The organism is Nesterenkonia sp. F, assembly GCF_000220985.1.
In the GTDB taxonomy this organism is placed as follows: domain Bacteria; phylum Actinomycetota; class Actinomycetes; order Actinomycetales; family Micrococcaceae; genus Nesterenkonia.
Genome location: NZ_AFRW01000080.1, coordinates 1 through 24,873 on the forward strand (window position 1 = coordinate 1; position 24,873 = coordinate 24,873).

Sequence of the window (24,873 nt, forward strand, 5' to 3'; positions counted from 1 at the left end):
CCGCCGGGCTGGCCCATATGGCCCACGGGATGCCCCCGCTGAACGCCGCATTCGAGGACATGCTCGCCTCCGGCGGCATCGTCGGCTATCTGGTCACCGTTCCGCTGGCCAGCCTGATCACCGTCTACCCCGTCTGGGCGGTGCTCGGCGCGGTGCTGCTGGCCGGGCTGCTGGTGCTCACCGACACACCGGTGCGCCGGATCCCGGAGCGGGCCTCGGTGGCCAAGGACTACGTGGTCGGCGAGCGGCGCGAGCCGCGCGCCCCGCGTGAGCCTGCTCGCTCCGACGACGGCGCGAGCCGGCCGACGCGCGCCCGCCGGGCGTCCCGCGCCCCCGAGCCCGCCGACGAGCCGCTCGACGACGTCTTCGACGAGGGAGAGTCCGCCCCGAAGAAGGCCGGTCTCCTCTCCAAGCTTCTCCGCGGACGCGACGCCGACGAAGTGCCCGAGGCCGAGCCCGCGTCCGTCGCCGACACGTCCGAGGCCGAAGCTTCCCGGGCGGCCGCCGGCGCCTTCGACGCCTCCGCGGTGGAGAGCGACGCCGAGCAGGACGCCGAGCCGGCCGTCCCTCCGGGCGTCAAGCGTCCCACCGCTCAGGAGCTGGCCATCCAGCGCGCTCGCGAGAAGGCCCAGTCCCCGCCGTCGTCGGCCGCCTCCGGAGCTTCGGCCGCCAGCGCCGACGAGGCCGCACCCGCCGCCGGCCGGCCGGCGGCTCCGGCGACCACTGCTCCGACTGCGGCCGTGGGCCCCGGTGCCGGCGCGCCGTCGTCGGCTCCTGCTCCGTCCGCCGTCGAGGCCCCCGCCCCGGCTCCGGACATGCCGGTGCGCTCCGAGCAGCTCGAGCTGGCCGGCGACGTGACCTACACGTTGCCCGACCAGTCCCTGCTGCCCTCCGGTCCGCCGGCGAAGGAGCACACCGAGGCCAACGACGAGGTCGTCGACGCGCTGAACCGCACTTTCGAACAGTTCAAGGTCGACGCCCAGGTCACCGGATTCTCCCGCGGCCCGACGGTCACCCGCTACGAGGTCGAGCTGACCCCGGGCACCAAGGTGGAGAAGGTCACCGGCCTGGACAAGAACATCTCGCTGGCCGTCGCCTCCAACGAGGTCCGCATCCTCAGCCCGATCCCGGGCAAGTCCGCCATCGGCATCGAGATCCCGAACAAGGACAAGGAAGTCGTCGCCCTCGGCGACGTGATGCGCTCCAACGCCGCGCGCAAGACCGAGCACTCGATGGTCATGGGCGTCGGCAAGGACGTCGAGGGCGGCTACGTGGTGGCCAACCTGGCGAAGATGCCGCACCTGCTGGTCGCCGGCGCGACCGGAGCCGGCAAGTCGGCCTTCGTGAACTCGATGATCACCTCGATCCTGATGCGCGCCACCCCCGACGAGGTGCGCATGGTCATGGTCGACCCGAAGCGCGTGGAGCTGACCGCCTACGAGGGCGTGCCGCATCTGGTCACCCCGATCATCACCGATCCGAAGAAGGCCGCCGAGGCGCTGCAGTGGGTCGTGAAGGAGATGGACAACCGCTACGACGATCTGGCGCACTTCGGCTACAAGCACATCGACGACTTCAACAAGGCCGTCCGCAACGGCAAGATCACCCTGCCGCCGGACTCGAAGCGCGAGCTGCGTCCGTATCCGTACCTGCTGGTGATCGTCGACGAGCTGGCCGATCTGATGATGGTCGCCCCGCGCGACGTCGAAGACTCGATCGTGCGCATCACCCAGCTGGCCCGTGCCGCCGGCATCCACCTGGTGCTGGCCACCCAGCGCCCCTCGGTCAACGTCGTCACCGGTCTGATCAAGGCCAACGTGCCCTCGCGCATGGCCTTCTCGACCTCCTCGGTCACCGACTCGCGCGTGGTGCTCGACTCCGCCGGCGCGGAGAAGCTGCTCGGGCAGGGCGATGCGCTCTTCCTGCCGATGGGCAACGCCAAGCCGATGCGTGTCCAGGGCGCCTGGGTCAGCGAGACCGAGATCCATTCAGTCGTCGAGCATGTGAAGTCCCAGCTCTCGGCGCAGTACCGCGAGGACGTCATCCCGGACAAGCCGCAGAAGCAGATCGACGAGGACATCGGCGACGATCTCGACCTGCTGCTGCAGGCCACCGAGCTGGTGGTCACCACCCAGTTCGGCTCCACCTCCATGCTGCAGCGCAAGCTGCGGGTCGGCTTCGCCAAGGCGGGCCGGCTGATGGACCTGATGGAGTCCCGCGGGGTGGTCGCCGCCTCCGAGGGCTCCAAGGCCCGTGACGTGCTGGTCAGCCCCGAAGAGCTGCCGGGGGTGCTGGCCACCATCCGCGGCGAGGAGCCGCCGGCGGCCGCGCCGTCGGAGGACGCGCCGGAGGCCTACGAACAGGACGTGGTCGCCTATGAGCCCGCGTCGGGCCAGCCCGCTCCGCAGCCGCCGCAGGAGGCGTCGGCGTCGCCGGCCTCCGGGCCGCCGCCGCAGGGCGGGTCTACCGTCTCCGGGATGTCCAGCGCGGACCTCATCGCCCGGGACCTGGCCGAGCGGACTGCGGCGCTGCCGGAGGCCACCGAGTATCATGACGGGCACGACACGGACGCCGGGGAGGACGCCTGGCAGCTGACCGGGCGCTGATCCGTCCCCGTCGTCGTGACCCCTCTCGCCGCCGATGACAAGGAATCCCCGCCCGTGAGCCGCCACGCCTCAGAGCCCGACGAATCCGGCCCCGCCGAGTCCGTCGAGCCGCCGCTGCTGAACATCGCCAACGTGCTCACGATGCTGCGCATCGTGCTGGTGCCGGTGTTCGTCTGGTTCCTGCTGCTCGACGCCGACGGGCTCGAGCCGCAGAACGGCGGCTGGCGCTGGGCCGCAGCGGGGCTCTTCGCCGCGGCGATGATCACCGACAAGATCGACGGTGACCTCGCCCGGTCGCGCGGCCTGGTGTCGAACTTCGGCAAGATCGCCGATCCGATCGCCGACAAGGCGCTCATCGGCGCCGGGCTCATCATGCTCTCGCTGCTCGGCGAGCTCTTCTGGTGGGTGACGGTGGTGATCCTGGTGCGCGAGCTGGGCATCACCGTGCTGCGCATGGTCGTCATCCGCTACGGCGTCATGCCGGCCTCGCGCGGCGGCAAGCTGAAGACGGTGCTGCAGACTGCGGGCCTGCAGCTGATGCTGCTGCCGCTGGTCGTCATCGCCTCCTGGCTCGGCGACGTCGCCTTCTGGATCATGATGGTGGCCCTGGTGGTCACCGTGGTCACCGGTCTGGACTATGTGGTCTCGGCGATCCGCATGCGCCGCGACGCCCGAGCGGCATGAGCGACGACTGCGGCCCCGCCGACGTCCATCCGGCCGAGGAGGTCTCGGCCGCGCACGTGATCGCCCGTCTCGACAGTCTCGGTCTGACCGTCGCCGCCGGCGAGTCGCTGACCGCCGGCGCGGTGGCCGCCCGGCTGGCCGACCCTCCCGGCGCCTCGGCGGTGCTGCGCGGGGGAGTGGTGGCCTACTGCAATCCGGTGAAACGTGACCTGCTCGACGTCGACGCCGCGCTGCTCGAGGAGCGCGGGGCCGTGGACGCCGACGTCGCCGCGGCGATGGCGCTGGGCGCGGCCCGGCGCACCGGCGCGGTCCTGGGCGTGGCGACCACCGGCGTCGCCGGCCCCGAGCCCCACCAGGGCCGGCCGGTGGGCACGGTGTACATCGGCCTGGCCTGGCACGATGCCTCCGTGCCCCCGTGGGGCGATCCGCCGCCGGGTGCCTGGACACCGACGCGGACCGGTGGCGCCGGCGACGGCGACGCGGGTGCCGCCGGGCCGGGCGGCGAACCGGCGGGCTGGTCGTCGGGCGCGGTGCTGCGTCGACTCGACGGCGACCGCGACGGCATCCGTGCAGCGACTGTGCAGGAGGCGCTCAGGCTCCTGATGCATCGTGTGGGCCGCAGGCCCTCGATCGTGCGACGATGAACGAGGAGCCCGAGGGGCGCGGCAGGGAATGAAAACCCCGCGCATTCGGTTGATCCGGATGACACAGGTCAGGACCGCCAGGTTCTACCACGAAGGAGAGGGTCCATGGTGCGACAGCCAGTCACCGTCAACGGCGTCACCCGATGGAGGGACGCGGAGCCCGACGGCGTCGCCGTCGCCGAGACCGGCGAGGCGAAGGCCGTCGTGATGCGTCAGGAGATCGGGGACGTGCTGCGCAGCATCCGTCAGGCCGAGGGACGCACGCTGCGCGACGTCTCCCACGGCGCGCGCGTCTCGCTGGGGTACCTGTCCGAGGTCGAGCGCGGCCAGAAGGAGGCCTCCTCCGAGCTGCTCGCCTCGATCTGCGACGCCCTGGACGTGCCGCTGTCGGCCATGCTGGGCCAGGTCGCCGAGCGTGTGGCCGTGGCCGAGGGGCTGCGCGTCCCGGACACGGTGCCCACCGAGTTCCAGCGGGAGTTCGCCCCCGGCGCCGTGCCCGACGGCGTCCCGGACGACCTCGCCCGCGAGGAGTTCGCCCGCAGCTGCGGCTGACCCTCCGTCGGCCATCGTCGGCCGGCCCGACCAGCTTTCCGCGGCGCCGTCGTCGCAGTCCCGCAGGCCGCCTCCCACGAGAGGAGGCGGCCTGCGGTGCGTTCGGGCCCGGGGCCGTCGGGGCGGAGTGGCCGACATGCCCGACCGCGCAGGCGACCTGGTGGACGAGCCCCAGGCCAGAGCGCTGAGCACGCTGGTGCGGCCGCTCGTCGACCGCTCGTGCGCATAGGATGGGACCCATGGAGAACGCCGACCGAGCAGCCCTCGTCCACGACTTGGAGCGCGAGTTCAACCGACTGTTCGTGCGCCGACGGTTCAACGCGCTGCAGATGACGCGGAGGATCGACCCGGAGATCGAGCCGGCCTCCTACTCGGTGCTGGCGACCCTGCAGCAGCAGGGGCCGGTGCGGATGACCGCGATCGCCCGCCATCTGGGCATCGGCAAGCCCACTCTCTCGCGACAGCTGGCCACGCTGACGGCCCGCGGCTGGGTGCTGAAGACCACGGACCCCGACGACGGCCGGGCGCAGACGCTGAGCCTCTCGGAGGAGGGGCGGGCCCGCCTGGAGGCCGCGCAGAACGAGCGCGTCGAGCGGTACATGACGATGCTCGAGCCCTGGTCCGAGGAGGAGATCTCCACGCTGTCCGACCTGCTGGCCAAGCTCAACCGCACCTACGCCGAGTCCGCCGACGAGAACCCCGGTCCGCAGGACGCGGCGGGACAGTCCGCGGCCGACCGGACCTCCGCCTGAGGCCGCCGTGCGACTCAGCAGATTCTGGGCCCTGATGGAGGACGAGTTCGGAGCGACCTACGCTCACGTGCTCTCCGACACGCTCGTGCTGTCGGCGCATCAGATGACCGTCGACCAGGCGCTGGCCGCCGGCGTCGGCCCGCGCGAGGTGTGGGAGGCGGTCTGCGAGCAGCAGGACGTGCCCGCCGCGCGCCGGCTGGGGCGCGACACCCCGTCGACGCGGTGAGCCCTCCGCGCTCGGCGCCATGACCTGATCTCGACGCCGACCGGTCGGGAACACGCCGCCCGGATGTCGAAGATATGTTCGAGGCGATCCGGTAGAGTCCTGCACAGCAGGCCCGACAGCTTCGGCGACACGCCGATCCCTCCACAGCGCGAGGGGTTCGACCTGCCGCGTGTCGGGGGTCGTGCGTAGTCTCGATCCTGCACGCACCACCGGCGCTCCCGGCACAGGAGGGCGCCGCACATCCGCACGACGTCACAGAGGTGAATCATGGCAGTCAGCGAAGACCGGCAGAAGGCGCTCGACGCCGCGCTGGCCCAGATCGACAAGCAGTTCGGCAAGGGCTCGGTGATGCGCCTCGGCGACGAGACCCGCGCTCCGATGGAGACGATCTCGACTTCGTCCATCGCCATGGACGCCGCCCTGGGCATCGGCGGCTTCCCGCGCGGCCGCGTCGTCGAGATCTACGGCCCGGAGTCCTCCGGAAAGACGACGGTGGCTCTGCATGCGGTCGCCAATGCCCAGAAGGACGGCGGCATCGCCGCGTTCATCGACGCCGAGCACGCGCTGGACCCGGTCTACGCGGAGAAGCTCGGGGTGGACACCGATTCGCTGCTGGTCTCCCAGCCCGACACCGGTGAGCAGGCCCTGGAGATCATGGACATGCTGCTCTCCTCCGGCTCGCTGGATGTGGTGGTCGTCGACTCGGTGGCCGCGCTGGTGCCGCGGGCCGAGATCGAGGGCGAGATGGGCGACAGCCACGTCGGCCTGCAGGCCCGGCTGATGTCCCAGGCGCTGCGCAAGATCGCCGGCCGCCTGTCGCAGTCGAAGACCACCGCGATCTTCATCAACCAGCTGCGCGAGAAGGTCGGCGTCTTCTTCGGATCCCCGGAGACCACCTCGGGCGGCAAGGCGTTGAAGTTCTATGCTTCGGTGCGCGTCGACGTCCGGCGCATCGAGACCCTCAAGGAGGGCACCAACGCCGTCGGCAACCGCACTCGCGCGAAGATCGTGAAGAACAAGGTGGCTCCGCCCTTCAAGCAGGCCGAGTTCGACATCGTCTACGGCGAGGGCATCTCCCGTGAGGGCGACCTGATCGACACCGGTGTGGAGCACGGTCTGGTGAAGAAGTCCGGCGCCTGGTACACCTACGACGGCGATCAGCTCGGTCAGGGCAAGGAGAAGTCCCGCCAGTTCCTGAAGGACAATCCGGATCTCGCCGACGAGATCGAGCGCCGCATCAAGGAGAAGCTGGGCATCATCGCCCCCGAGGGCGGCGAGCAGGACGGCGCCGACGGACCGTCGCTGCACGCGGTCGACGGCCCGGCCTGAGCCGAGACGGGAGCTGACGCATGACGGCAGATGCTGAGGAGCCCGACGGACAGGCCGCGACGCTCACCCAGCTGCGGGAGGCGATGACGCGCATCGAGTCCGGCGAGGCCGGCCCCAGCTCGCTCTGGGATCCCGAGCCCTCCTCGTCGCCCGCCGCGCCGGAGCTGTCGGCGGCGCCGTCGGGAGGGCAGCCGGGAGAGCCGGCGGAGGAATCGGGTGCAGGGCCGGCGAGCTCCGGGGTCGAGGACGATTCGCCTTACGCCCGGGCCCGCGCCGTGGTGCTGCGCAAGCTGACCGGATCGGCGAAGAGCCGACACCAGCTCGCCGAGGCGCTGCGCGAGAAGGAGACCGAAGAGCCGGTCATCGAGCAGGTCCTGGATCGGCTCACCGAGGTCGGACTGATCGACGACGCGGCCTTCGCCCGGACCTGGGTGCGCACCCGGCACGAGCTCAAGGGGCTGGGTCGGGCGGCGCTGCGCCACGAGCTGCGCGATCGCGGAGTGGACGACGCCTACATCGCCGAGGCGCTGGAGCAGATCGAGCCCGAGGACGAGGACGCCGCGGCCCGCGAGATGGTCGAGAAGAAACTGCGCGGCGTCGTCGTGCCCGCCGGCTCAGGGGCTGATGAGCGGCGCGAACGGGAGAAGCACACGCGCCGGCTGGTGGCGATGCTCGGTCGTCGCGGCCACGCGCCGTCGACGGCCTTCCGGATCGTGCAGGAGGTGCTCGACGAGCACAGCGCGTAGAATCGAACGGCATCTGCACGCACCAGTCTGATCTGTGAGCACCCCATGACTGAGACGACCATGGACCGCCCCGACGTGGCTGATACCTCCGACCCGTCCGCCGCGCCGACCGGGACCGCGGCAGGATCCGGGGCCGGCCGAACCTACGACGTGCGCACCTTCGGCTGCCAGATGAACGTCCACGACTCCGAGCGGATCTCCGGTCTGCTCGAGGACGCCGGCTACGTGCCCGCCGATGAGGAGGGGACCGCCGACCTGGTGGTCTTCAACACCTGCGCGGTGCGCGAGAACGCCGACAACAAGCTCTACGGCCACCTCGGCCAGCTGCGCGCGAGCAAGCGCGAGCACGAGGGCATGCAGATCGCCGTGGGCGGCTGCCTGGCGCAGAAGGACCAGCACACGGTGCAGGAGAGGGCCCCGTGGGTCGACGTCGTCTTCGGCACCCACAACATCGGATCGCTGCCCGCCCTGCTCGAGCGTTCCCGGCACAACCAGGAGGCCGAGCTCGAGATCCTGGAGTCGCTGGAGACCTTCCCCTCGACGCTGCCGACCAAGCGCGACGAGGTCCATTCCGGCTGGGTGTCGATCTCGGTCGGCTGCAACAACACCTGCACCTTCTGCATCGTGCCGTCTCTCCGGGGCAAGGAGCGCGACCGGCGCCCCGGCGAGATCCTCGCCGAAGTCCAGGCGCTGGTCGACGACGGCGCCGTCGAGGTGACCCTGCTGGGCCAGAACGTCAACACCTATGGGGTGGAGTTCGGCGACCGCGGCGCCTTCGCCAAGCTGCTGCGCGCCTGCGGCGAGATCGAGGGCCTGGAACGGGTGCGCTTCACCAGTCCGCATCCGGCCTCCTTCACCGACGACGTCATCGACGCCATGGCCGAGACGCCCAACGTCATGCCGCAGCTGCACATGCCGCTGCAGTCCGGCTCGGACACGGTGCTGAAGGCCATGCGCCGGTCCTACCGGTCGAAGAAGTTCCTGCGGATCCTGGAGAAGGTCCGTGAGCGGATGCCGCATGCCTCGGTGACCACCGACATCATCGTCGGCTTCCCCGGAGAGACCGAGGAAGACTTCGCGGACACCCTGCGCGTGGTCGAGGCCTCGCGCTTCTCCTCGGCGTTCACCTTCCAGTACTCGCCGCGGCCGGGCACTCCGGCCGCCGAGATGGAGGATCAGGTCCCCAAGGACGTCGTCCAGGAGCGTTTCGACCGTCTGATCGCGCTGCAGAACCGCATCACCGCGGAGGAGAACGCGGCGCAGGTCGGCACGGTGCAGGAGCTGCTGGTGACGGCGCACAGCGGTGCCAAGGGCGCCGAGACCGGGCGGCTGACCGGCCGCGCGCCCGACCACCGGCTGGTGCACTTCTCCGTGCCGGACGGCGCCGAGGACCCCCGGCCGGGCGACTTCGTGACCGTGCCGATCACCGACGCCGGTTCGCATCACCTGCTCTCCGATCCGAGGGCGGAGCAGTACACGCTGCGCTCCTCGCGGGCCGGCGACGCCTGGGACCGGGCCCAGGCCGACTCCTGCGGCGTGGGCACCACCCAGGTCGCCGGATCGCAGCCGGGCCAGGTCTCGTTGGGCATGCCGACGATGCGTATGGGCGGCTGAGCCCGTGATAGCTTCCGGCCATGCCGCGGAGGGACCGGATGCGACGGGCGAACTGTCTCAGTCGGGTCCGGTCGGCACCCTGCCGCTGATCGTCGTGGTCGGCCCCACCGCCTCCGGGAAGTCGCAGCTGGGCATCGACCTCGCGCGGCGGCTCGACGGCGAAGTGATCAACGCCGACTCGATGCAGCTCTACCGGGGCATGGACATCGGCACCGCGAAGGTCACCGCTGACGAAGCCGCCGGCGTGCCGCACCACCTGCTCGACGTCCTCGACGTCACCGAGGAGGCCTCAGTCGCCGACTATCAGCGGCAGGCCCGGGACACCGTCGCCGACATCCGCGGCCGCGGCCGCACGCCGATCATGGTCGGCGGCTCGGGGCTCTACGTGCGGGCCGCCATCGACGTCATCGAGTTTCCGCCCACCGATCCGCAGCGCCGCGCGGCGCTGACCCAGCGGCTCGAGGACGAGGGCCCTGCTGCGCTGCGCGCGGAGCTGCGCGCCCACGACCCGGAGTCCGCCGCGGCGATCAGCGATGATCGGAGGCTGGTCCGCGCCCTGGAGGTCGTCAGCCTCACCGGTCGTCCCTTCAGCTCCTACATGCCGCGGCGGATCCACGAGCCGGCTGTGGAGCCGGTCGTCCAGCTGGGCCTCGCCGTGCCGCGGGAGACCCTGCACGCGCGTATCGCCGCCCGCGTGGAGGAGATGGCCTCCCACGGGCTGCTCTCCGAGGTCGAGCAGCTGGTCGCCGCCGGCCTGCGCACCGGGCGCACGGCGTCGAAGGCCATCGGCTATCAGCAGTTCCTCGACGTCCTCGACGGCGGGCGCAGCACGGCCCAGGCGATCGAGGACACCACCGTGGCCACCCGCCGGTTCGCCCGGCGGCAGGAGACCTGGTTCCGCGCGGACCCGCGCGTGCACTGGCTCGAGTCCGCCGCTCCGGACGTCGCCGACCGCGCTCTCGAAGTGCTGGACACGACGCTGGAAGACCTGGGGTTCCGCCGACGTTGACCCCTGACGACGACCCGACCCGCCCCCGGGCCGGAGGCCCGCCGACGCAGAAAGAGCAGCCAGTGGCCACACATCACCTCTCCGCCCTCGACGCCCTGGGCGGTCAGCCCTTCACCAAGGCCCACGCCACGGGCAACGACTTCGTGCTGCTCGCCGATCCCGAGGGCGAGCTGACCATCGACGCCGACCAGGCCGCGGCCGTCTGCGACCGCCACCTGGGCATCGGCGCCGACGGGCTGATCCGTGCGGTTCCGGCCGAGAAGGACGACGACGGACGCGCGCTCCTCGCCGAGCACGCCGAGGAACTGCCGGGACAGGAGCCGGAGCAGACGATCTGGTTCATGGACTATCGCAACGGCGACGGCTCGCTGGCCGAGATGTGCGGCAACGGGGTGCGCGCCTTCGTCCACTTCCTGCGCGATCAGCAGCTCGTCTCGCTCGAGGAGGGCCAGGAGCTGACCATCATCACTCGCGGCGGGGCGAAGACCGTCCGCCGGGTGCCTGAAGGCTATGCGGTCGGGATGGGCGTCTGGTCCTTCATCGACCCCGAGCTGGCGCAGGCCAGCGCCTCGGACTCGCTGGTCGTCGCCGACGGGCTGACCGATCCGCGGCCGGCGCTGAGCATCTCGATGGGCAACCCGCACACGGTCGTCGCGCTCTCCGAGGAGCGCGCGCTGGACGCCCTCGGCCTGGGCACCGCGCCGACGGTCGATCCGCGGCCGCCGCACGGCACCAACGTGGAGTTCGTCGTCCCCGACGATCCGCTGGTCTCCGCAGGCGAGGGGCGGGTGCGCATGCGCGTGCACGAGCGCGGCGTGGGCGAGACGATGTCCTGCGGCACCGGTGCCTGCGCGGCCGCCGCGGCGGTCCGTGTCTGGGCCGCCGGCGACGGCGTGGCCAGCTGGGTCGTGGCCGTCCCCGGCGGCGAGGTCCGCGTGCGGTTCCTCGCACGAGAGGACGGGGCCGAGGACGTCGAGCTCTCCGGCCCGGCCGAGCTGGTCTTCACCGGCACGCTCGGCTGACCGACAGCGTCGTCGCGCAGCGTCGACCCGTCGTGGTGATCACCCGGCGTCAGTCGCGCCGGGTGCGCAGCAGCCGGAAGCCCTTCTGCGTCTCCGGGCGGTCCACGGAGAAGCCGGCGTCGTGCTCGTCGAGCATCGGTCCCAGCCACTTCTGCAGCGAATCGGCCCCGAGGTTCTTCTGCACCACCAGCCAGGCTTCGCCGCCGGAGGCCAGCCGGGGCAGCCAGCCGCGCAGCAGCGCGTGCAGCTGCGGCTTGCCGATCCGGATCGGAGGGTTCGACCAGATCGTGGTGAACTCCAGGGCCGCCGGGACCTCCTCGGGCGCGGCGACGACCACGTTGTCCAGCCCCAGCGTCGCGACGTTCTCCCGGCACAGCGTGCGGGAGCGCTCGTTGACGTCGACGGCCCAGATCCGCGCCTGCGGAGCCTGCAACGCCATCGTCAGCGCGATCGGACCCCAGCCGCATCCGACGTCGAGCAGCTCGCCGGTCGGCGTCGGGCGGGGGACGTGGCGCAGCAGCACCGCAGTGCCCCTGTCGATCCCGTCGGGGGAGAAGATGCCGCCGGCGGTGGTCACCGTGACGGCACGGCCGTCCAGCTCGACCTCGACGGCGCGGCGTCGGATCGGGCCGTCCGGAGCGGAGGAGAAGTAGTGCTGCGCGTCCACACCGCCATGCTATCCCGGCGCAGGGGCGAGGCGCTCAGGCCGGAGGTCGGACGGACGCTGAGTCCGGGGCGCAGGTCGGGGCGCAGATCGGGATCACACCCGAGGCCGGAGCCGGGGCCGAGTCGCCGAGCGGGCCGCGGGGCTCTATAGTGGAGGCCATGTGGATCGTGCACACCTGAGCTCCCGCCCCTGAGCACCGAGGGCGACCCTGCGGCTCGCCGGCCTCCGCGCCGGTGCGAGCCGAGGCGCTCCGGCGGTCGAGCCGCGCGCATCGACGCGCACCAGACCATCATCAGCATCATGATCCGCATCCGCCCGCCCCTTGGGGACGGGCGATCGCCCCGGACCGGTTCCACCCGTCGCACGGCCGCATCAGCGACGCGCGAGCTCCGCACGGGGCATTCCTGCACAGGCCCCGCCGGCAGTAGTGCCGCCGGGCGCCGCCGCCGTAGGATGGAGATACGCCGTCCGCAGGGCGGGCCGGATGCGCGATCCGGCACCACGAGGCCGCGTCCGCGCCGCGAGGAGGCGCCGACAGGCCTCCAGAGGAGAGTATGACCGAAGAGCACATCAGCCACACCGACCCCCGGGACCCGCGGCGGAGTCCGCGCCAGGATGCCGGCCGCACCGATGACGTCGACGCGACCATCGAACGAATCCTGGCCGCCGACGACGCCGTTCCGCAGTCCTCCCGGTTCGTCGCCGACCCGGAGTTCCGCGTCGACGGAGCAGACCGTTCCGAGGACGTCGAGTCCGCCGAACCCGTCGAGGACGCCGACGACGAGCGCCGCGGCGGCATCCTCGACGGCACGGCCCGCGAGCTGGCCGACGAGACGCAGCACACCGCCGCCGACGGCGCCCAGCACGAGGTCCTGGAACGGCGCTCGCTGCGCCGTGTCGAGGGGCTCTCCACGGAGCTCGAGGACGTCACCGAGGTCGAGTACCGGCAGCTGCGCCTGGAGCGCGTCGTCCTCGCCGGACTCTGGACCGACGGGCCGGTCGCGGAGGCCGAGCACTCGCTGCGTGAGCTCTCGGCGCTGGCCGAGACCGCCGGCTCCACCGTCCTCGACGGCTTCGTCCAGCGCCGCACGCATCCGGATCCGGGCACGTTCTTCGGCGCCGGCAAGGCCGAGGAGATCCGCGCCGCCGTCGCCGAGCTCGGCGCCGACACAGTGGTGGTCGATTCCGAGCTGGCACCTTCGCAGCGTCGCGGCCTGGAGGACATCGTCAAGGTCAAGGTCATCGACCGGACCGGTCTGATCCTCGACATCTTCGCCCAGCACGCCAAGTCCCGTGAGGGCAAGGCCCAGGTCGAGCTGGCCCAGCTGGAGTACCTGCTGCCGCGTCTGCGCGGCTGGGGCGAGTCGCTCTCCCGGCAGGCCGGCGGCCAGGTCGGCGGCGGAGGCGGCATGGGCTCCCGCGGGCCCGGCGAGACGAAGATCGAGCTGGACCGTCGGCGCATCCATTCGCGGATGGCCAGACTGCGCCGCCAGATCGCGGGCATGAAGCCTGCCCGCGAGGCCAAACGGGCCAACCGGCGGCGGAACAGCGTGCCCTCGGTGGCCATCGCCGGCTACACCAACGCCGGCAAGTCCTCGCTCCTGAACCAGCTCACCGACGCCGGAGTGATGGTGGAGAACGCGCTCTTCGCCACGCTGGACCCCACCGTGCGCAAGGCGCAGACGCCCGACGGCATCGCCTACACGCTCTCCGACACGGTCGGCTTCGTGCGCCAGCTGCCCACGCAGCTGGTGGAGGCCTTCCGCTCCACGCTGGAGGAGGTCGCCGACTCCGACCTCATCCTGCACGTGGTCGACGCCTCCCATCCGGAGCCGGAGGGCCAGATCCGCGCGGTCCGCGAGGTGCTCGCCGACGTCGACGCCCAGCAGGTCCCGGAGCTGGTGGTGCTGAACAAGGCCGACGTCGCCGACTGGGCCGTGGTCGAGCGGATCCGCCGCCGCGAGCCGAACACCGTGCTGGTCTCGGCGCACAGCGGCATGGGGCTCGACGAGCTGCGCGAGCGGATCAGCGACTCCGTCCCGCGGCCGCAGACCCCGATGGAGCTGCTGGTGCCCTATGTCGACGGCGACGTCGTCTCCCGGCTCCACGGCGGCGACACCGAGATCCACACCATCGACTACCTCGCCGAGGGGACCCGCCTGAGCGTGAAGGTCCGTCCCGAGCTCGCCGCGGAGCTGGAGCAGTACCGCGTCGACGCCGGCGACGAGCATGCGGCGGGCGCCGCGTGAGTTCGCGATCGACGGGACATCTGGCCTCCACGCGGCTGCTGGAGTCGGCGGTCGAGGCCATGGGCGGCGTGCACCGAGAGGGGCAGGTCAGCATGACGGAGAAGGTCGCCATGGCCCTGCGCAGGCGGCGGCATCTGCTGGTCCAGGCCGGCACCGGCACCGGCAAGTCGCTGGCCTACCTGGTGCCGGCGGTGGTGCAGGCGACCGAGACCGACCGGCCGGTGCTGATCTCGACTGCCACCCTGGCGCTGCAGGCCCAGATCATGGGTCGAGATCTGCCGCGGCTGCTCGACAGCGTCGGCGACGAGCTCGACCGCGACGTCGACATCGCCCTCGTCAAGGGCCGGGCGAACTATCTGTGCAAGCACAAGCTCGACGGCGGTTTCCCCGACGACGGCGACGAGACGGCGCTCTTCAGCTTCGGCGACGAGCCCTCCGGCGGCGCGGCGACGATGGAGCCGACGTCGGCGCTGGGCCGCGAGGTCATGCGGCTGCGCGAGTGGGCCGAGGAGACTGAGACCGGCGATCGTGACGATCTGTCCGAAGGCGTGTCGGACCGCGCCTGGCGGCAGGTATCGGTCAACGCGGTCGACTGCATCGGCCCGCGCAGCTGCCCGATGGCCGCCGAGTGCTTCTCCGAGCTGGCCCGCGAGCGGGCGGAGGAGGCCGACATCGTGGTCACCAACCATGCGATGCTGGCCATCGACGCCTTCGAGGGGCTGCAGGTGCTGCCCGAGCATGACGCGGTGATCGTCGACGAGGCCCACGAGCTGGCCGATCGAGTCACCTCGGCGGTGACCGCGCAGCTCTCGGCGCAGATGATCCAGACTGCGGCGTCGACGATGCGGCGGCACACCGCCCTGTCGATGGACGATCTGCAGGCCGGAGCGGTCGCGGTCGACGCGGCCTTCCATCAGCGGGAGTCGGGGCTGCTCGCCCGTGGCCTCGACGCCCAGCAGACCCAGGCGCTGGAACTGGTGCGCAACGCCGCGCGCACTGCGCTGTCGGACTCCAAGCCCTCCGGAGACGCCGAGGCCGACACCGGTCGCACCACCGCCCGCTCCCGCGTGCAGGCGGTCCAGGAAGCCGCCGAGCGCATGCTGCAGTCGCCCGACACTCCCGATGTCGTGTGGCTGACCCGGCCGGGGAGCTTCACCCCGGGGATCGGCTATCAGGAGGCCGACCTCTCCGAGCCGCCGACGCTGCATGTGGCCCCGACGTCGGTCGCCGCGCGGATGCGCGAGGGTCTCTTCGGCGATCGCACGGCGGTGCTGACCTCGGCGACGCTGACCGTCGGCGACAGCTTCGATCCGGTGGCCGGCGATCTGGGCCTCGGCGGCGAGGACGCGCCGGCCTGGGACGCCGTCGACGTCGGCAGCCCCTTCGACTACCCGCGTCAGGGGATGCTGTACGTCGCCGAGCACCTGCCGGCGCCGTCGATGCGGACCGCCGAGCGGCAGCGGGACGAGCTCGCCGACCTCATCGAGGCATCCGGCGGGGCGACGCTGGCGCTCTTCTCCTCACGCCGGGCGGCCGAGGAGGCCGCCGAGGACCTGCGCGAGCGGCTCGAGGTGCCGATCCTCTGTCAGGGGGAGGCGACCATGTCGGCGCTGGTTCGCCAGTTCGCCGAGGACGAGGAGACCTGCCTCTTCGGGACGATGAGCCTGTGGCAGGGCGTCGACGTGCCCGGCCGCGCCTGTCGGCTGGTGGCCATCGACCGCATCCCGTTCCCGCGCCCGGACGATCCGCTGATGAGCGCCCGCACCCAGGAGGTCGCCCGCAGCGGCGGCAACGGCTTCATGCGGGTGGCCGCCACGCATGCGGCCACCCGGCTGGCGCAGGGAGCCGGGCGGCTGATCCGCAGCGCGGAGGACCGCGGCGTGCTGGCGATCCTCGACTCCCGGCTGGCCACCGCCCGCTACGGCGGGTTCCTGAAGAAGTCCATGCCGGACTTCTGGCCCACCACCGACGGTGCGGTCGTCCGCGGCGCGCTGAGCCGGCTGGCGCAGGCCGCCGAGCGGCCGGAGGCGTCCTCGGCGACGTCGGCGAGCTCCTCAGGCGAGACCGTGGAGTCCATGGAGGTCCCGGCGGGCTGAGACGACGACGGCCCCGCTCCGCGCCGACGGCGTCCCGAGCGGGGCCGTCGTCGACAGAGTCGGCCGGGGAGGGTCAGAGGCTGCGCAGCACGGTCACGACCTTGCCCATGACGGCCGCCGCGTCGCCGAGGATGGGCTCGTAGGACCGATTCTGCGGCAGCAGCCACTGGTGTCCGTCGCGCCGGCGCAGCGTCTTGACCGTGGCCTCGTCGTCCAGCAGGGCCGCGACGATGTCGCCGTTCTCGGCCTCGGACTGGTTCCGGACGACGACCCAGTCGTCCTCGAAGATGCCGGCCTCGATCATCGAATCTCCGCGGACCTGGAGCATGAACAGCTCGCCCTCGCCGGTCAGCTGGCGGGGGAGCGGCATGACGTCCTCGACGTGCTGTTCGGCGAGGATCGGCCCGCCGGCGGCGATGTGGCCGACCACGGGGATGTCGGCGGTGCGGCCGTCGGCGTCGGCGCGGTAGGCGTCGAGGTCGACCACCGAGGAATCCCGGACGCCTCCCGCGGAGGAGGCGGGCTGCTCGTCGGCCGCGGCGTCTCCGGAGGCGTCGGCGGACTCAGCGGAGACCGGCGTGCTCAGCAGCTCGCCGTCGGAGTTCCGCAGCACCTCCATGGCCCGGGGACGACCGGGAACTCGCGAGAGGTAGCCCATCTGCTGGAGGCGGGCCAGCTGATGGGTGACCGAGGAGAGCGAGGCCAGTCCGCAGGCATCGCCGATCTCGCGCATCGACGGCGGATAGCCGCGGTCTGCGAGCGAGCCCTGGATGATGTCGACGATGCTGCGCTGCCGCTCGGTCAGCCGCGGCGCGGTCTCGTCCTGGGGTCGCTGCGGGGCGACGTGGTCTTCCGGCATCTCTCCGCCTCTCCGGGGCTGGCCCGTCCTGCTCTCGTGCACTGAGTGAGGGTGTCGCGATCCGCCCGACGACGTGTCAGAGGTCGATGGTGGACTCTGACACGTCGGACGATCGAACACGGCGTCCGAAGATCACTTCGAATATGGCTTCACACTACGGGATGACCAGGGGCATCTCCAGGATATTCGAACGCATGTCTGGTCGCACGTCGAATATGTGTGCTAGAACTAGAACACATCTTCGAAGGCCGGCGGGCTCGTGCCCGTCGGACACGACGCAGAGGGGAGCAAGACCATGGATCACTCGCACACCGCGCTGAGCGCGGGAGGGCCCGAGACCGCGCCGGTCGGCGCCGGGGCGACGGCCGCGGCCCCCGGTCGCCTGCGGCTGACCCGTCGGGGCCGCCTGCTGCTGCTCGGCGTGCCGGCGCTGGCCGCCGCGGCCGCGCTGATGCTCGGCGCGGCGCTGATGGTGGGCGGGCTCGTCAACCAGGCGCAGGCGTCGACCGAGGCTTCCGTCGGAGTCGACGCCCGCGAGGTCATCGTGGCCCCGGGCGACACCCTCTGGGACATCGCTTCGGAGGTCGACTCGACGGAGGACACCGACGAGCTGATCCTGCGCATCGCCGAGCTCAATGACCTGGACGGTTCCACGCTGCAGCCCGGTCAGCGCCTCGACGTCCCCGTCGGCGGCTGATCCGTACGGGCCGTGGAATGACCTATGGAGTCTCGAACGCGCGCAGGCCGGAGGCCGCTGAGTAGGATGGTGCGGTGACTTCCGAGGAGACCGCCGCACGAGCACGACGTCTGGACGAGCTGCCCCTGCGCGAGGAGCTGCGCGGACAGCATCCCTATGGCGCGCCGCAGCTGCAGGTGCCCGCCATGCTCAACGTCAACGAGACGACCTACGACATGCCCGCCGAGGTGGTGGAGTCCATCACCGCGGCCGTGCGCCGGGCGGCACTCGGCCTGAACCGCTATCCGGATCGCGAGTTCACCGCGCTCCGGAGCAAGCTCGCCGCCTTCCTGGGCCACGGGCTGACCGCCGAGCACATCTGGGCGGCCAACGGGTCCAACGAAGTCATGCAGCACATCCTGCAGGCCTTCGCCGGCCCCGGACGCTCGGTGATGGCGTTCCCGCCGACCTACTCGATGTACCCGCTCTATGCCCGCGGCACCAACAGCGAGTACATCGCCGGCACCCGCGACGAGGACTACCGCCAGACGCCCGAGGGCGTCGCGGCGCAGATCCGCGAGCACCGGCCCCACGTGGTCATCCTCTGCTCGCCGAACAACCCCACCGGCACCGCACTGGGGCTCGACGTCGTCGAGGCGGCCCACGATGCCGCGCTGGAGTCCGACACGATGATCGTCGTCGACGAGGCCTACGGCGAGTTCCGTCAGGACGGGACTCCCTCCGCCCTCGAGCTGCTGCCGGGACGGTCGCGGCTGATCGTCTCGCGGACGATGAGCAAGGCCTTCGCCCTCGCCGGGGGACGCCTGGGGTACCTCGCCGCCGCACCGGAGGTCACCGATGCGATGCGGCTGGTCCGTCTGCCCTACCACCTCTCGGCGGTGACCCAGGCCGTCGCCGAGGCCGCCCTGGACCACAGTGCGAGGCTGACCGCCAACGTCGAGCGCATCAAGGTCCAGCGCGACCGCATCGTCGCCGAGCTGGCCCGGATGGACCTGCGTCCCGCGCCGTCGGATGCGAACTTCGTGTTCTTCGGCGGACTGGCCGACGAGAAGGCCGCCTGGCAGCACCTGCTCGACGACGGGGTCCTCGTCCGCGACGTCGGGATCCCCGGCCACCTGCGGGTGACCGCCGGCACCGAGGAGGAGACCACCGCCTTCCTCGAGTCGCTGGCCCGACATCTCGGTCGTGCCTGAGGGCTCACCGCCCGCGGATCCCGTCGGCTCCGGAGCGTAGACTCGGAGGCGACGGGCCGACTACCGCAGTCCGACCACATCGCCAGCCTGACGAGCAGGAGCCATGGGAGCAGAACTCATCACCGGCCGCAGCGCCCGGATGGAGCGCGTGACCAGCGAGTCCAGCGTGAAGGTCCGCATGGACCTCGACGGGACCGGAGCATCGTCGATCAGCACTTCGGTGCCGTTCTTCGACCACATGCTCACCGCCCTGTCGAAGCACGCGCTGATCGACCTCGAGGTCGAGGCCGCCGGAGACACGCACATCGACGTCCACCACACCGTCGAGGACACCGCCATCGTCTTCGGCGAGGTGCTGCGCACCGCGCTGGGGGACAAGGCCGGCATCCGCCGCTTCGGCGAGGCGACGGTGCCGCTGGACGAGGCGCTCGCCCACGCGGTCGTCGACGTCTCCGGACGCCCGTATCTGGTCCACAGCGGCGAGCCGGAGGGCCAGCAGTACCACCTGATCGGCGGGCACTTCACCGGATCGATGACCCGCCACGTCTTCGAGGCGATCACCCTGCACGCAGGGATCTGCGTGCACATGCGCGTGCTCGGCGGCCGCGACCCGCACCACATCGTCGAGGCCCAGTTCAAGGCCTTCGCCCGGGCGCTGCGCGCCGCGGTGGAGGACGATCCGCGGGTCTCCGGCGTCCCGTCCACGAAGGGTGCGCTCTGATGGCCGGCCGCGACGTCGTCGTGCTGGACTACGGCTCCGGAAACGTCCACTCGGCCGTGCGAGCCCTCGAACGTGCCGGCGCCTCGGTGGAGCTGACCCGGAACACCGATCGTGTGCTGGAGGCCGACGGGCTGGTCGTTCCCGGAGTCGGGGCCTTCTCTGCAGTGATGGACGCGCTGAACGCGATCGACGCGCCCCGCTGGATCGGGCGGCGCATCGCCGGATCCCGCCCGGTGCTGGGCATCTGCGTCGGCCACCAGATCCTCTTCGAGCGCGGAGTCGAGCACGGCATCGCCGCCGAGGGCATGGGGGAGTGGCCCGGCGAGGTTACCGCCCTGCCCGAGGACGTCGTGGTCCCGCACATGGGATGGAACACGGTCACGCCGCCGGCGGAGACTCGGCTCTTCGCCGGGATCGAGGACGAGCGCTTCTACTTCGTCCACTCCTACGCGGTGCAGTCCTGGGACTTCGAGCAGCAGATCGCGGCGATGACCCCGCCGCAGGTCACCTGGGCCCACCACGGCGCCGACTTCATCGCCGCCGTGGAGAACGGGCCGCTGGCCGCCACCCAGTTCCATCCCGAGAAGTCCGGCGACGCCGGCATGCAGCTGCTGCAGAACTGGCTCGGCACCCTCTGAGCCTGCCGGGCGGTGCCGCGCGCTGCGCCGACGCCGCCGGGGACCCTTCCCGAAGACGACTGACGAAGAGAGCACGAACCCATGACTGAGACCCCCGCGAGCTCCGCCGTGCCGCCCCTGGAACTGCTGCCCGCCGTCGACGTCGCCGACGGTCAGGCCGTGCGCCTGGTGCAGGGCGAGGCCGGCTCGGAGACCGGCTACGGAGATCCGCTGGAGGCCGCGCTGTCCTGGCAGCGGCAGGGCGCGGAATGGATCCACCTGGTGGACCTCGACGCCGCCTTCGGCCGCGGGCACAATCGCGACGTGCTCGCCCGGGTGGTCGCCGAGCTCGACATCCGCATCGAGCTCTCCGGCGGCATCCGCGACGACGAGTCGCTGGACCGTGCCCTGGAGTTCGGCGCCGAGCGGGTGAACCTGGGCACCGCCGCGCTGGAGGACCCGGAGTGGACCGCCCGAGCCATCGAACGCCACGGCGACGCGATCGCCGTCGGACTGGACGTCCGCGGAGAGACGCTGGCCGCCCGCGGCTGGACGCGCGAGGGCGGCAACCTCTGGGAGGTCCTCGACCGCCTCGAGGAGGCCGGCTGCCCGCGCTACGTGGTCACCGACGTGACCAAGGACGGCACGCTGCGCGGCCCCAACACCGAGTTGCTCGCCGAGGTCTGCCGGCGGACGCAGAAGCCCGTGGTCGCCTCCGGCGGGATCTCCTCGCTGGAGGACGTCTCCACGCTGGCGAAGATGGTCTCCACCGGGGTCGAGGGTGCCATCATGGGCAAGGCCCTCTACGCCGGGCGCTTCGAGTTCTCCGAGGCGCTGGCCGCCGCCGCCGACTCCGCATGAGCCCGCCCGCCGAGCAGCCGCCGCAGTCGTCGGAGGCTCTGCAGTCGGAAGCTCTGCGATCAGAGGCTCCGGAGCCCGCCGATGCGTCCGGAACGCGTGAGCTGCCCGCCCACATCGCCCAGCTGCTGCGCCGCGAGGGGCGGGATGCTCAGGGGCGCGCCGTCGATTCGGCCGGGGTGTCCTGGGAGGGGCGCGACCTCTCCGGCGAGGGCAATCCGCTGCACACCTTCGACGGCGACGACGGCCTGGCCGAGCAGACCGTCGCCGCGGCCCGCGAGCGGCTGATCGCCGGGGAGATCGACGAGGCGGCGTTCGTCTCCGCGCTGCGCGGCGCCCGGCTCTTCGTGCCGGTGCTGGCGACCGCCTCGGTCATGGAGGAGGCGTCTCCCGCCGCCGGGTCGGCCGGCGACAAGGAGGCCGAGATCTCGCTGGTCAGCCTCACCGCCGCCGACGGTCGCCGCGCGCTGCCGGCCTTCAGCTCGGTGGAGACGCTCACCGCCTGGCACCCGGAGGCCCGGCCGGTCGCGGCAGAGGCCGAACGTGTGATGCTGGCCGCGCTGAGCGAGGAGGACGAACTGGTCGTGCTCGACCCGCAGGCGGAGCTGACCTTCGTGCTGCGGCGCCCGGCGGTCACCGCCTTGGCGCAGGGACTGGGCTGGACCCCGTCCTACCGGGATCCCGAGCTCGTCGCCGCCCTGGAGGAGGTGGTCGAGCAGTGCCCCGGGGTCGGCCGGCTGGTGGTGCGGCCCGGCGGAGGCGTCGGCACCCGGACCTCCTCGGGCATCGCCGTCGCCGGCGGCGGATCCGGTCCGGAGCTGGCGATCGTCGTGGAGCTCGAGTCCGGCGTCGACGGGGTGGACGCCCGTCTGGCGCTGGCCAGCGTGCGGGCCAGCCTCGCGGAGCTGGAGCCGCTGCGCCTCCGGGCGGACTCGGTGGAGGTCCTGCGCGCCGGCTGATCGGACACGGATCGGCGCCCGCACCGGGCGCCAGGATGTGCCAGTCGGGTCAGCCGCCGTCGGCGGCCCGGGTCTGGGCCTGGATCTTCCAGCACAGCCGCTGCAGCTCCACCGCCTCGTCCTCGTCGAGCGCGCCGTGGAAGAGCTGGCGGATGTGGCCGCCGTGGACCTGCGACGCCTCGCGGAAGACCCGTCGCCCCTCCTCGGTGAGGCTGGCGGTCATCCCGCGCCGATCTGCCGGATCGGGGGTGCGGTCGATCAGGCCCCGGCGCTGCAGGGCTTTGGCCTGATACGACAGGCGGGAGGGAGAGAAGACCATCCGTTCGGCCAGGTCGCCCATCCGCAGGCTGTGGTCCTCGGACTCGGCGAGGAGCAGCAGCACGTTGTAGTCGGTCAGGCGCAGTCCGGTGGAGGCGTGCAGCCGCTTCTCCATGCGGTCGTTGACGATCGCGGAGGTCTCCAGGAACGTGCGCCAGGCCCGGGCCTTGGGGGAACGGCCGGTCAGGTCGCGGGGGCCGCGCTCCGGGTCGCCGATGCACTGTCCGTCGGCGTGCCCGGTCTGCTCGTCGCGCGGCTCGTCGTCGGTGGCCACCGGCCCCTCCTCGACTGCTCGTCCACCTGATGGTCAGGTGGACAGTCTACAGGGAGCACCACGGGACGGTGTCAGCTCTGCCCGCCTCCCGACACCTGGGGCGATCCGCGTGATCAGCCGTCGTCGGCGGGGCTCTCCGTCGCCGTCTCCCGGGCCTCCTGGCCCTCCGGGACCACGGCGCCGTTGCTCGCATCGACGACGACCCGGTTGTCCGAGGTGGCGCCTTCGACCGTGATGACCCACACCACCAGATCTCCCTCGCGGTCCTGCAGCTCGGCGGAGAGCAGCACGCCCGGGGACTCGGTCAGGGCGATGTCCATGGCGCGCAGCATCGGGACCTCGGCGGCCTCGGCGAGCTGCTGCAGCTGATCCTCGGCCTCGCCCTGGTCCTCGGCTTCGACCTGCTCCGATCCGTCCTGCACCGTGGTGACGTGCTGCAACGTGCCGTCGCCGGCCAGCAGGTCGACGCTCATGCCGGCCGCACCCTCGACCGACTTGTTGAAGGCCACCGGCGCCGCGTCGCCGTCGCCGATCGCGGTGCTCACCGCGCGCAGGGCCACGTCCTGCCCGGCGTCGACGTCCGCGGTCGAGGTCGGGTTCTCGGCCGAAGGCTCGTTCGACGGCGGGAGCGATCCGCTGGCCTCGGCGCCCTCGGCACCTCCCTGCGGCCCGTCCGGGATGCCGCATCCGGAGAGCAGGGCGGCCGACATCATCACGGCGACGACGGTGGCGGAGCTGCGTGTCGAAGTCATGGACCCAGTCTGCCCGCGGAGGCTGGACACCTGCTGGAAGGGCCCTCGATGTCCGGGGCGCGTGTCGCGCGCTCCGGAGAGCGGCCTGCTGCATGCCGCAGATGTCAGAGATGACATTCAGCCACGGGCGTGCGAGGAGCAGTTTTCCACAGGTGCTCCCGACTGTCTGGCACCGGGGGTCGCCGATAGCTAGGGTGGGGCCCTGCGAGCAGACATGGGGTGTCTGCACGAGAGAACCTGTGCCGTGCGGCGCGACCTGGAGGGCCGCCGTCGTCGGCCGTGTGCCGGGCAGCAGGACGAATCCGGCCACGGACCGGATGCAGGACGAGGATACCGAGGACGCCGGAAGGAACGGAAGGTCAGAGTGGACGCGCTGGGCATCGTCGAGGACGAGGTCAGGGATCAGGTTCGCCGTCGCGGGCTGGACCCGACCGTCGACCGCTTCGACCTGAAGGAACTGGTGGAGACCGCGGTCTCCGAGTACGACCGGCGGTCCATGGTCAGCGCTCTGCCGCTGATCGGAGAGGTCGACCGCGCCGTCAAACGGATCATGGACTCGGTGGCCGGCTTCGGCGAGCTGCAGCCGATGCTCGACGACGACGAGGTCGAGGAGATCTGGATCAACGGGCCGGGGAAGGCTTCGAAAGTTGTCTTCGACTGGGGGGTCCCCGTGACCGACTGCGACTTCGAACCAAGCCGCGACCTGCTGCTCTCGGCAGCCGAGCAGGTTGAGCTTCTATTGGAGATCCAGCCGGACCTGTCAGGTCACGAGGTGGAGCGGCAGCTGCGGGACAAGGCGCAGCAGGCTCCAGTAGTGTGCACGACTCTGCACCACCTCGGTGTCGACGGAAAAAGCCCGTATGCGTTCTGTAGCCGGTTCCTCGGCCCCGATCGTCAGGCGTGGTACGAGCTTCACGGTCCCGACGATTTGATGGAGAGGTTCACAGCCGGCAGCACCTGCTGCCCATTGTGCGTCCTCGCCCTCGGCTAGATCGCCGAGCGTTCGGCAGCGGAACAGTAGAACCGCATCAGAATGATGATGGTCTCCTGGTCAGCACAGCTGGCCGGGGGACCATCTGGTCTGCGGGCATCATCGCCCGGTGAGGTAGTCGCTCACCGGCGGCACCGCCGCCGACAGCACGATGGTGGTCGCGGCGCTCGAGCAGGACCCGGCACCACTCGCGGATCGTTGCGGACTAGGGCCGGCCCTCGGAGAAGGAGAGGGCGGGCCACGTGGCCGCAGGCTCGCGATGAGATCAGGGAGGGCCGCCGGCAACTATCACGCAGTGGTCGCACGCGTTCCCCGTCGCTGCGGTAGTCGAGATCCGCTCGATACGATGATCATCGTGTCCTTGCCTGTCGCATCGCCAATGCTGGCCGCTGTCGTGATGGTGACGCTGTTCAGCGGTGAGCACACAAGGGTCGGGGG

At 71.6% G+C, this 24,873-nt stretch carries 24 protein-coding genes; 20 read left to right on the plus strand and 4 right to left on the minus strand.

Annotation, left to right across the window (positions count from 1 at the left end):
• The 11 genes from GU5_RS0106630 to dapF form a co-directional block, all read left to right on the plus strand.
• On the plus strand, window positions 1–2,606 hold a 2,606-nt coding region (locus GU5_RS0106630), incomplete at its 5' end, for a DNA translocase FtsK (protein WP_010524800.1).
• A gap of 54 nt (window positions 2,607–2,660) precedes the next feature.
• Complete coding sequence (gene pgsA, locus GU5_RS0106635; protein ID WP_010524801.1) at window positions 2,661–3,290, plus strand: CDP-diacylglycerol--glycerol-3-phosphate 3-phosphatidyltransferase; 630 nt, start codon at window positions 2,661–2,663, stop codon at window positions 3,288–3,290.
• Window positions 3,287–3,934 (plus strand): CinA family protein, encoded by a 648-nt coding sequence (locus GU5_RS14405; protein WP_010524802.1) that lies wholly within the window; start codon window positions 3,287–3,289, stop codon window positions 3,932–3,934. The genes pgsA and GU5_RS14405 overlap by 4 nt, the downstream gene beginning before the upstream one ends.
• A 105-nt stretch (window positions 3,935–4,039) precedes the next feature.
• Window positions 4,040–4,486: a helix-turn-helix domain-containing protein gene (locus tag GU5_RS0106645; RefSeq protein ID WP_010524803.1), complete on the plus strand. Its 447-nt coding sequence runs from the start codon at window positions 4,040–4,042 to the stop codon at window positions 4,484–4,486.
• Window positions 4,487–4,725: 239 nt separating this feature from the next.
• Entirely contained in the window at window positions 4,726–5,238 is a 513-nt protein-coding gene (locus GU5_RS14410) for a MarR family winged helix-turn-helix transcriptional regulator (protein ID WP_010524804.1), read from the plus strand.
• A gap of 7 nt (window positions 5,239–5,245) precedes the next feature.
• Window positions 5,246–5,464, plus strand: coding sequence for a DUF3046 domain-containing protein (locus tag GU5_RS0106660; protein ID WP_029514084.1), 219 nt, complete (start codon window positions 5,246–5,248; stop codon window positions 5,462–5,464).
• A gap of 267 nt (window positions 5,465–5,731) precedes the next feature.
• A complete protein-coding gene (gene recA, locus GU5_RS0106665; protein ID WP_010524806.1) occupies window positions 5,732–6,793 on the plus strand; it encodes a recombinase RecA in 1,062 nt (353 codons plus the stop codon).
• 20 nt (window positions 6,794–6,813) lie between these two features.
• Window positions 6,814–7,539 carry a RecX family transcriptional regulator gene (locus GU5_RS17870; protein ID WP_010524807.1) on the plus strand — a complete coding sequence of 242 codons (726 nt, stop codon included), beginning with the start codon at window positions 6,814–6,816 and terminating at the stop codon, window positions 7,537–7,539.
• A 45-nt stretch (window positions 7,540–7,584) separates the two neighbouring features.
• A complete protein-coding gene (miaB, locus tag GU5_RS0106675) occupies window positions 7,585–9,153 on the plus strand; it encodes a tRNA (N6-isopentenyl adenosine(37)-C2)-methylthiotransferase MiaB (RefSeq protein ID WP_010524808.1) in 1,569 nt (522 codons plus the stop codon).
• A gap of 52 nt (window positions 9,154–9,205) precedes the next feature.
• Window positions 9,206–10,162 (plus strand): tRNA (adenosine(37)-N6)-dimethylallyltransferase MiaA, encoded by a 957-nt coding sequence (miaA, locus tag GU5_RS0106680; protein WP_050806618.1) that lies wholly within the window; start codon window positions 9,206–9,208, stop codon window positions 10,160–10,162.
• 62 nt (window positions 10,163–10,224) lie between these two features.
• Complete coding sequence (gene dapF, locus GU5_RS0106685) at window positions 10,225–11,184, plus strand: diaminopimelate epimerase (RefSeq protein ID WP_010524810.1); 960 nt, start codon at window positions 10,225–10,227, stop codon at window positions 11,182–11,184.
• Window positions 11,185–11,233: 49 nt separating this feature from the next.
• Here the strand turns inward: dapF and GU5_RS0106690 are convergent, their stop codons facing one another.
• The gene (locus GU5_RS0106690; RefSeq protein ID WP_010524811.1) at window positions 11,234–11,851 is read right to left on the minus strand and encodes a class I SAM-dependent methyltransferase; all 618 of its coding nucleotides are present in this window, start codon (window positions 11,849–11,851) and stop codon (window positions 11,234–11,236) included.
• Window positions 11,852–12,405: 554 nt separating this feature from the next.
• Between GU5_RS0106690 and hflX the strand changes: the two genes are divergently transcribed.
• Window positions 12,406–14,100 carry a GTPase HflX gene (gene hflX, locus GU5_RS0106695; RefSeq protein ID WP_010524812.1) on the plus strand — a complete coding sequence of 565 codons (1,695 nt, stop codon included), beginning with the start codon at window positions 12,406–12,408 and terminating at the stop codon, window positions 14,098–14,100.
• Complete coding sequence (locus tag GU5_RS14415) at window positions 14,097–16,196, plus strand: ATP-dependent DNA helicase (RefSeq protein WP_010524813.1); 2,100 nt, start codon at window positions 14,097–14,099, stop codon at window positions 16,194–16,196. Before hflX ends, GU5_RS14415 begins: the two co-directional genes overlap by 4 nt.
• A 73-nt stretch (window positions 16,197–16,269) precedes the next feature.
• On the opposite strand, the gene lexA is transcribed toward GU5_RS14415, so the two are convergent.
• Window positions 16,270–17,055 (minus strand): transcriptional repressor LexA, encoded by a 786-nt coding sequence (gene lexA, locus GU5_RS0106705; protein WP_010524814.1) that lies wholly within the window; start codon window positions 17,053–17,055, stop codon window positions 16,270–16,272.
• Window positions 17,056–17,350: 295 nt separating this feature from the next.
• Between lexA and GU5_RS14420 the strand changes: the two genes are divergently transcribed.
• From GU5_RS14420 to GU5_RS0106735, 6 genes are all read left to right on the plus strand, one after another.
• Entirely contained in the window at window positions 17,351–17,752 is a 402-nt protein-coding gene (locus GU5_RS14420) for a LysM peptidoglycan-binding domain-containing protein (protein ID WP_010524815.1), read from the plus strand.
• A 74-nt stretch (window positions 17,753–17,826) separates the two neighbouring features.
• On the plus strand, window positions 17,827–18,945 hold the full coding sequence (locus GU5_RS0106715; RefSeq protein WP_010524816.1) for a histidinol-phosphate transaminase: 1,119 nt from the start codon (window positions 17,827–17,829) through the stop codon (window positions 18,943–18,945).
• A 103-nt stretch (window positions 18,946–19,048) separates the two neighbouring features.
• Window positions 19,049–19,666 carry an imidazoleglycerol-phosphate dehydratase HisB gene (gene hisB / locus GU5_RS0106720; protein WP_010524817.1) on the plus strand — a complete coding sequence of 206 codons (618 nt, stop codon included), beginning with the start codon at window positions 19,049–19,051 and terminating at the stop codon, window positions 19,664–19,666.
• A complete protein-coding gene (gene hisH / locus GU5_RS0106725) occupies window positions 19,666–20,304 on the plus strand; it encodes an imidazole glycerol phosphate synthase subunit HisH (protein WP_010524818.1) in 639 nt (212 codons plus the stop codon). Before hisB ends, hisH begins: the two co-directional genes overlap by 1 nt.
• Window positions 20,305–20,385: 81 nt before the next feature.
• Window positions 20,386–21,144: a bifunctional 1-(5-phosphoribosyl)-5-((5-phosphoribosylamino)methylideneamino)imidazole-4-carboxamide isomerase/phosphoribosylanthranilate isomerase PriA gene (gene priA, locus GU5_RS0106730; RefSeq protein WP_010524819.1), complete on the plus strand. Its 759-nt coding sequence runs from the start codon at window positions 20,386–20,388 to the stop codon at window positions 21,142–21,144.
• Window positions 21,141–22,100: an SseB family protein gene (locus tag GU5_RS0106735; RefSeq protein WP_010524820.1), complete on the plus strand. Its 960-nt coding sequence runs from the start codon at window positions 21,141–21,143 to the stop codon at window positions 22,098–22,100. Before priA ends, GU5_RS0106735 begins: the two co-directional genes overlap by 4 nt.
• Before the next feature lie 49 nt (window positions 22,101–22,149).
• Here the strand turns inward: GU5_RS0106735 and GU5_RS14425 are convergent, their stop codons facing one another.
• Window positions 22,150–22,692 (minus strand): MarR family winged helix-turn-helix transcriptional regulator, encoded by a 543-nt coding sequence (locus GU5_RS14425; protein ID WP_010524821.1) that lies wholly within the window; start codon window positions 22,690–22,692, stop codon window positions 22,150–22,152.
• 113 nt (window positions 22,693–22,805) lie between these two features.
• Window positions 22,806–23,444: a PepSY domain-containing protein gene (locus GU5_RS0106745; RefSeq protein WP_010524822.1), complete on the minus strand. Its 639-nt coding sequence runs from the start codon at window positions 23,442–23,444 to the stop codon at window positions 22,806–22,808.
• Window positions 23,445–23,808: 364 nt separating this feature from the next.
• Here GU5_RS0106745 and GU5_RS0106750 point away from each other — a divergent pair, with 364 nt between their 5' ends.
• Window positions 23,809–24,435, plus strand: a complete 627-nt coding sequence (locus GU5_RS0106750; RefSeq protein WP_010524823.1) for a Flp pilus assembly protein, ATPase CpaF — start codon at window positions 23,809–23,811, stop codon at window positions 24,433–24,435.
• Window positions 24,436–24,873: the final 438 nt, after the last annotated feature.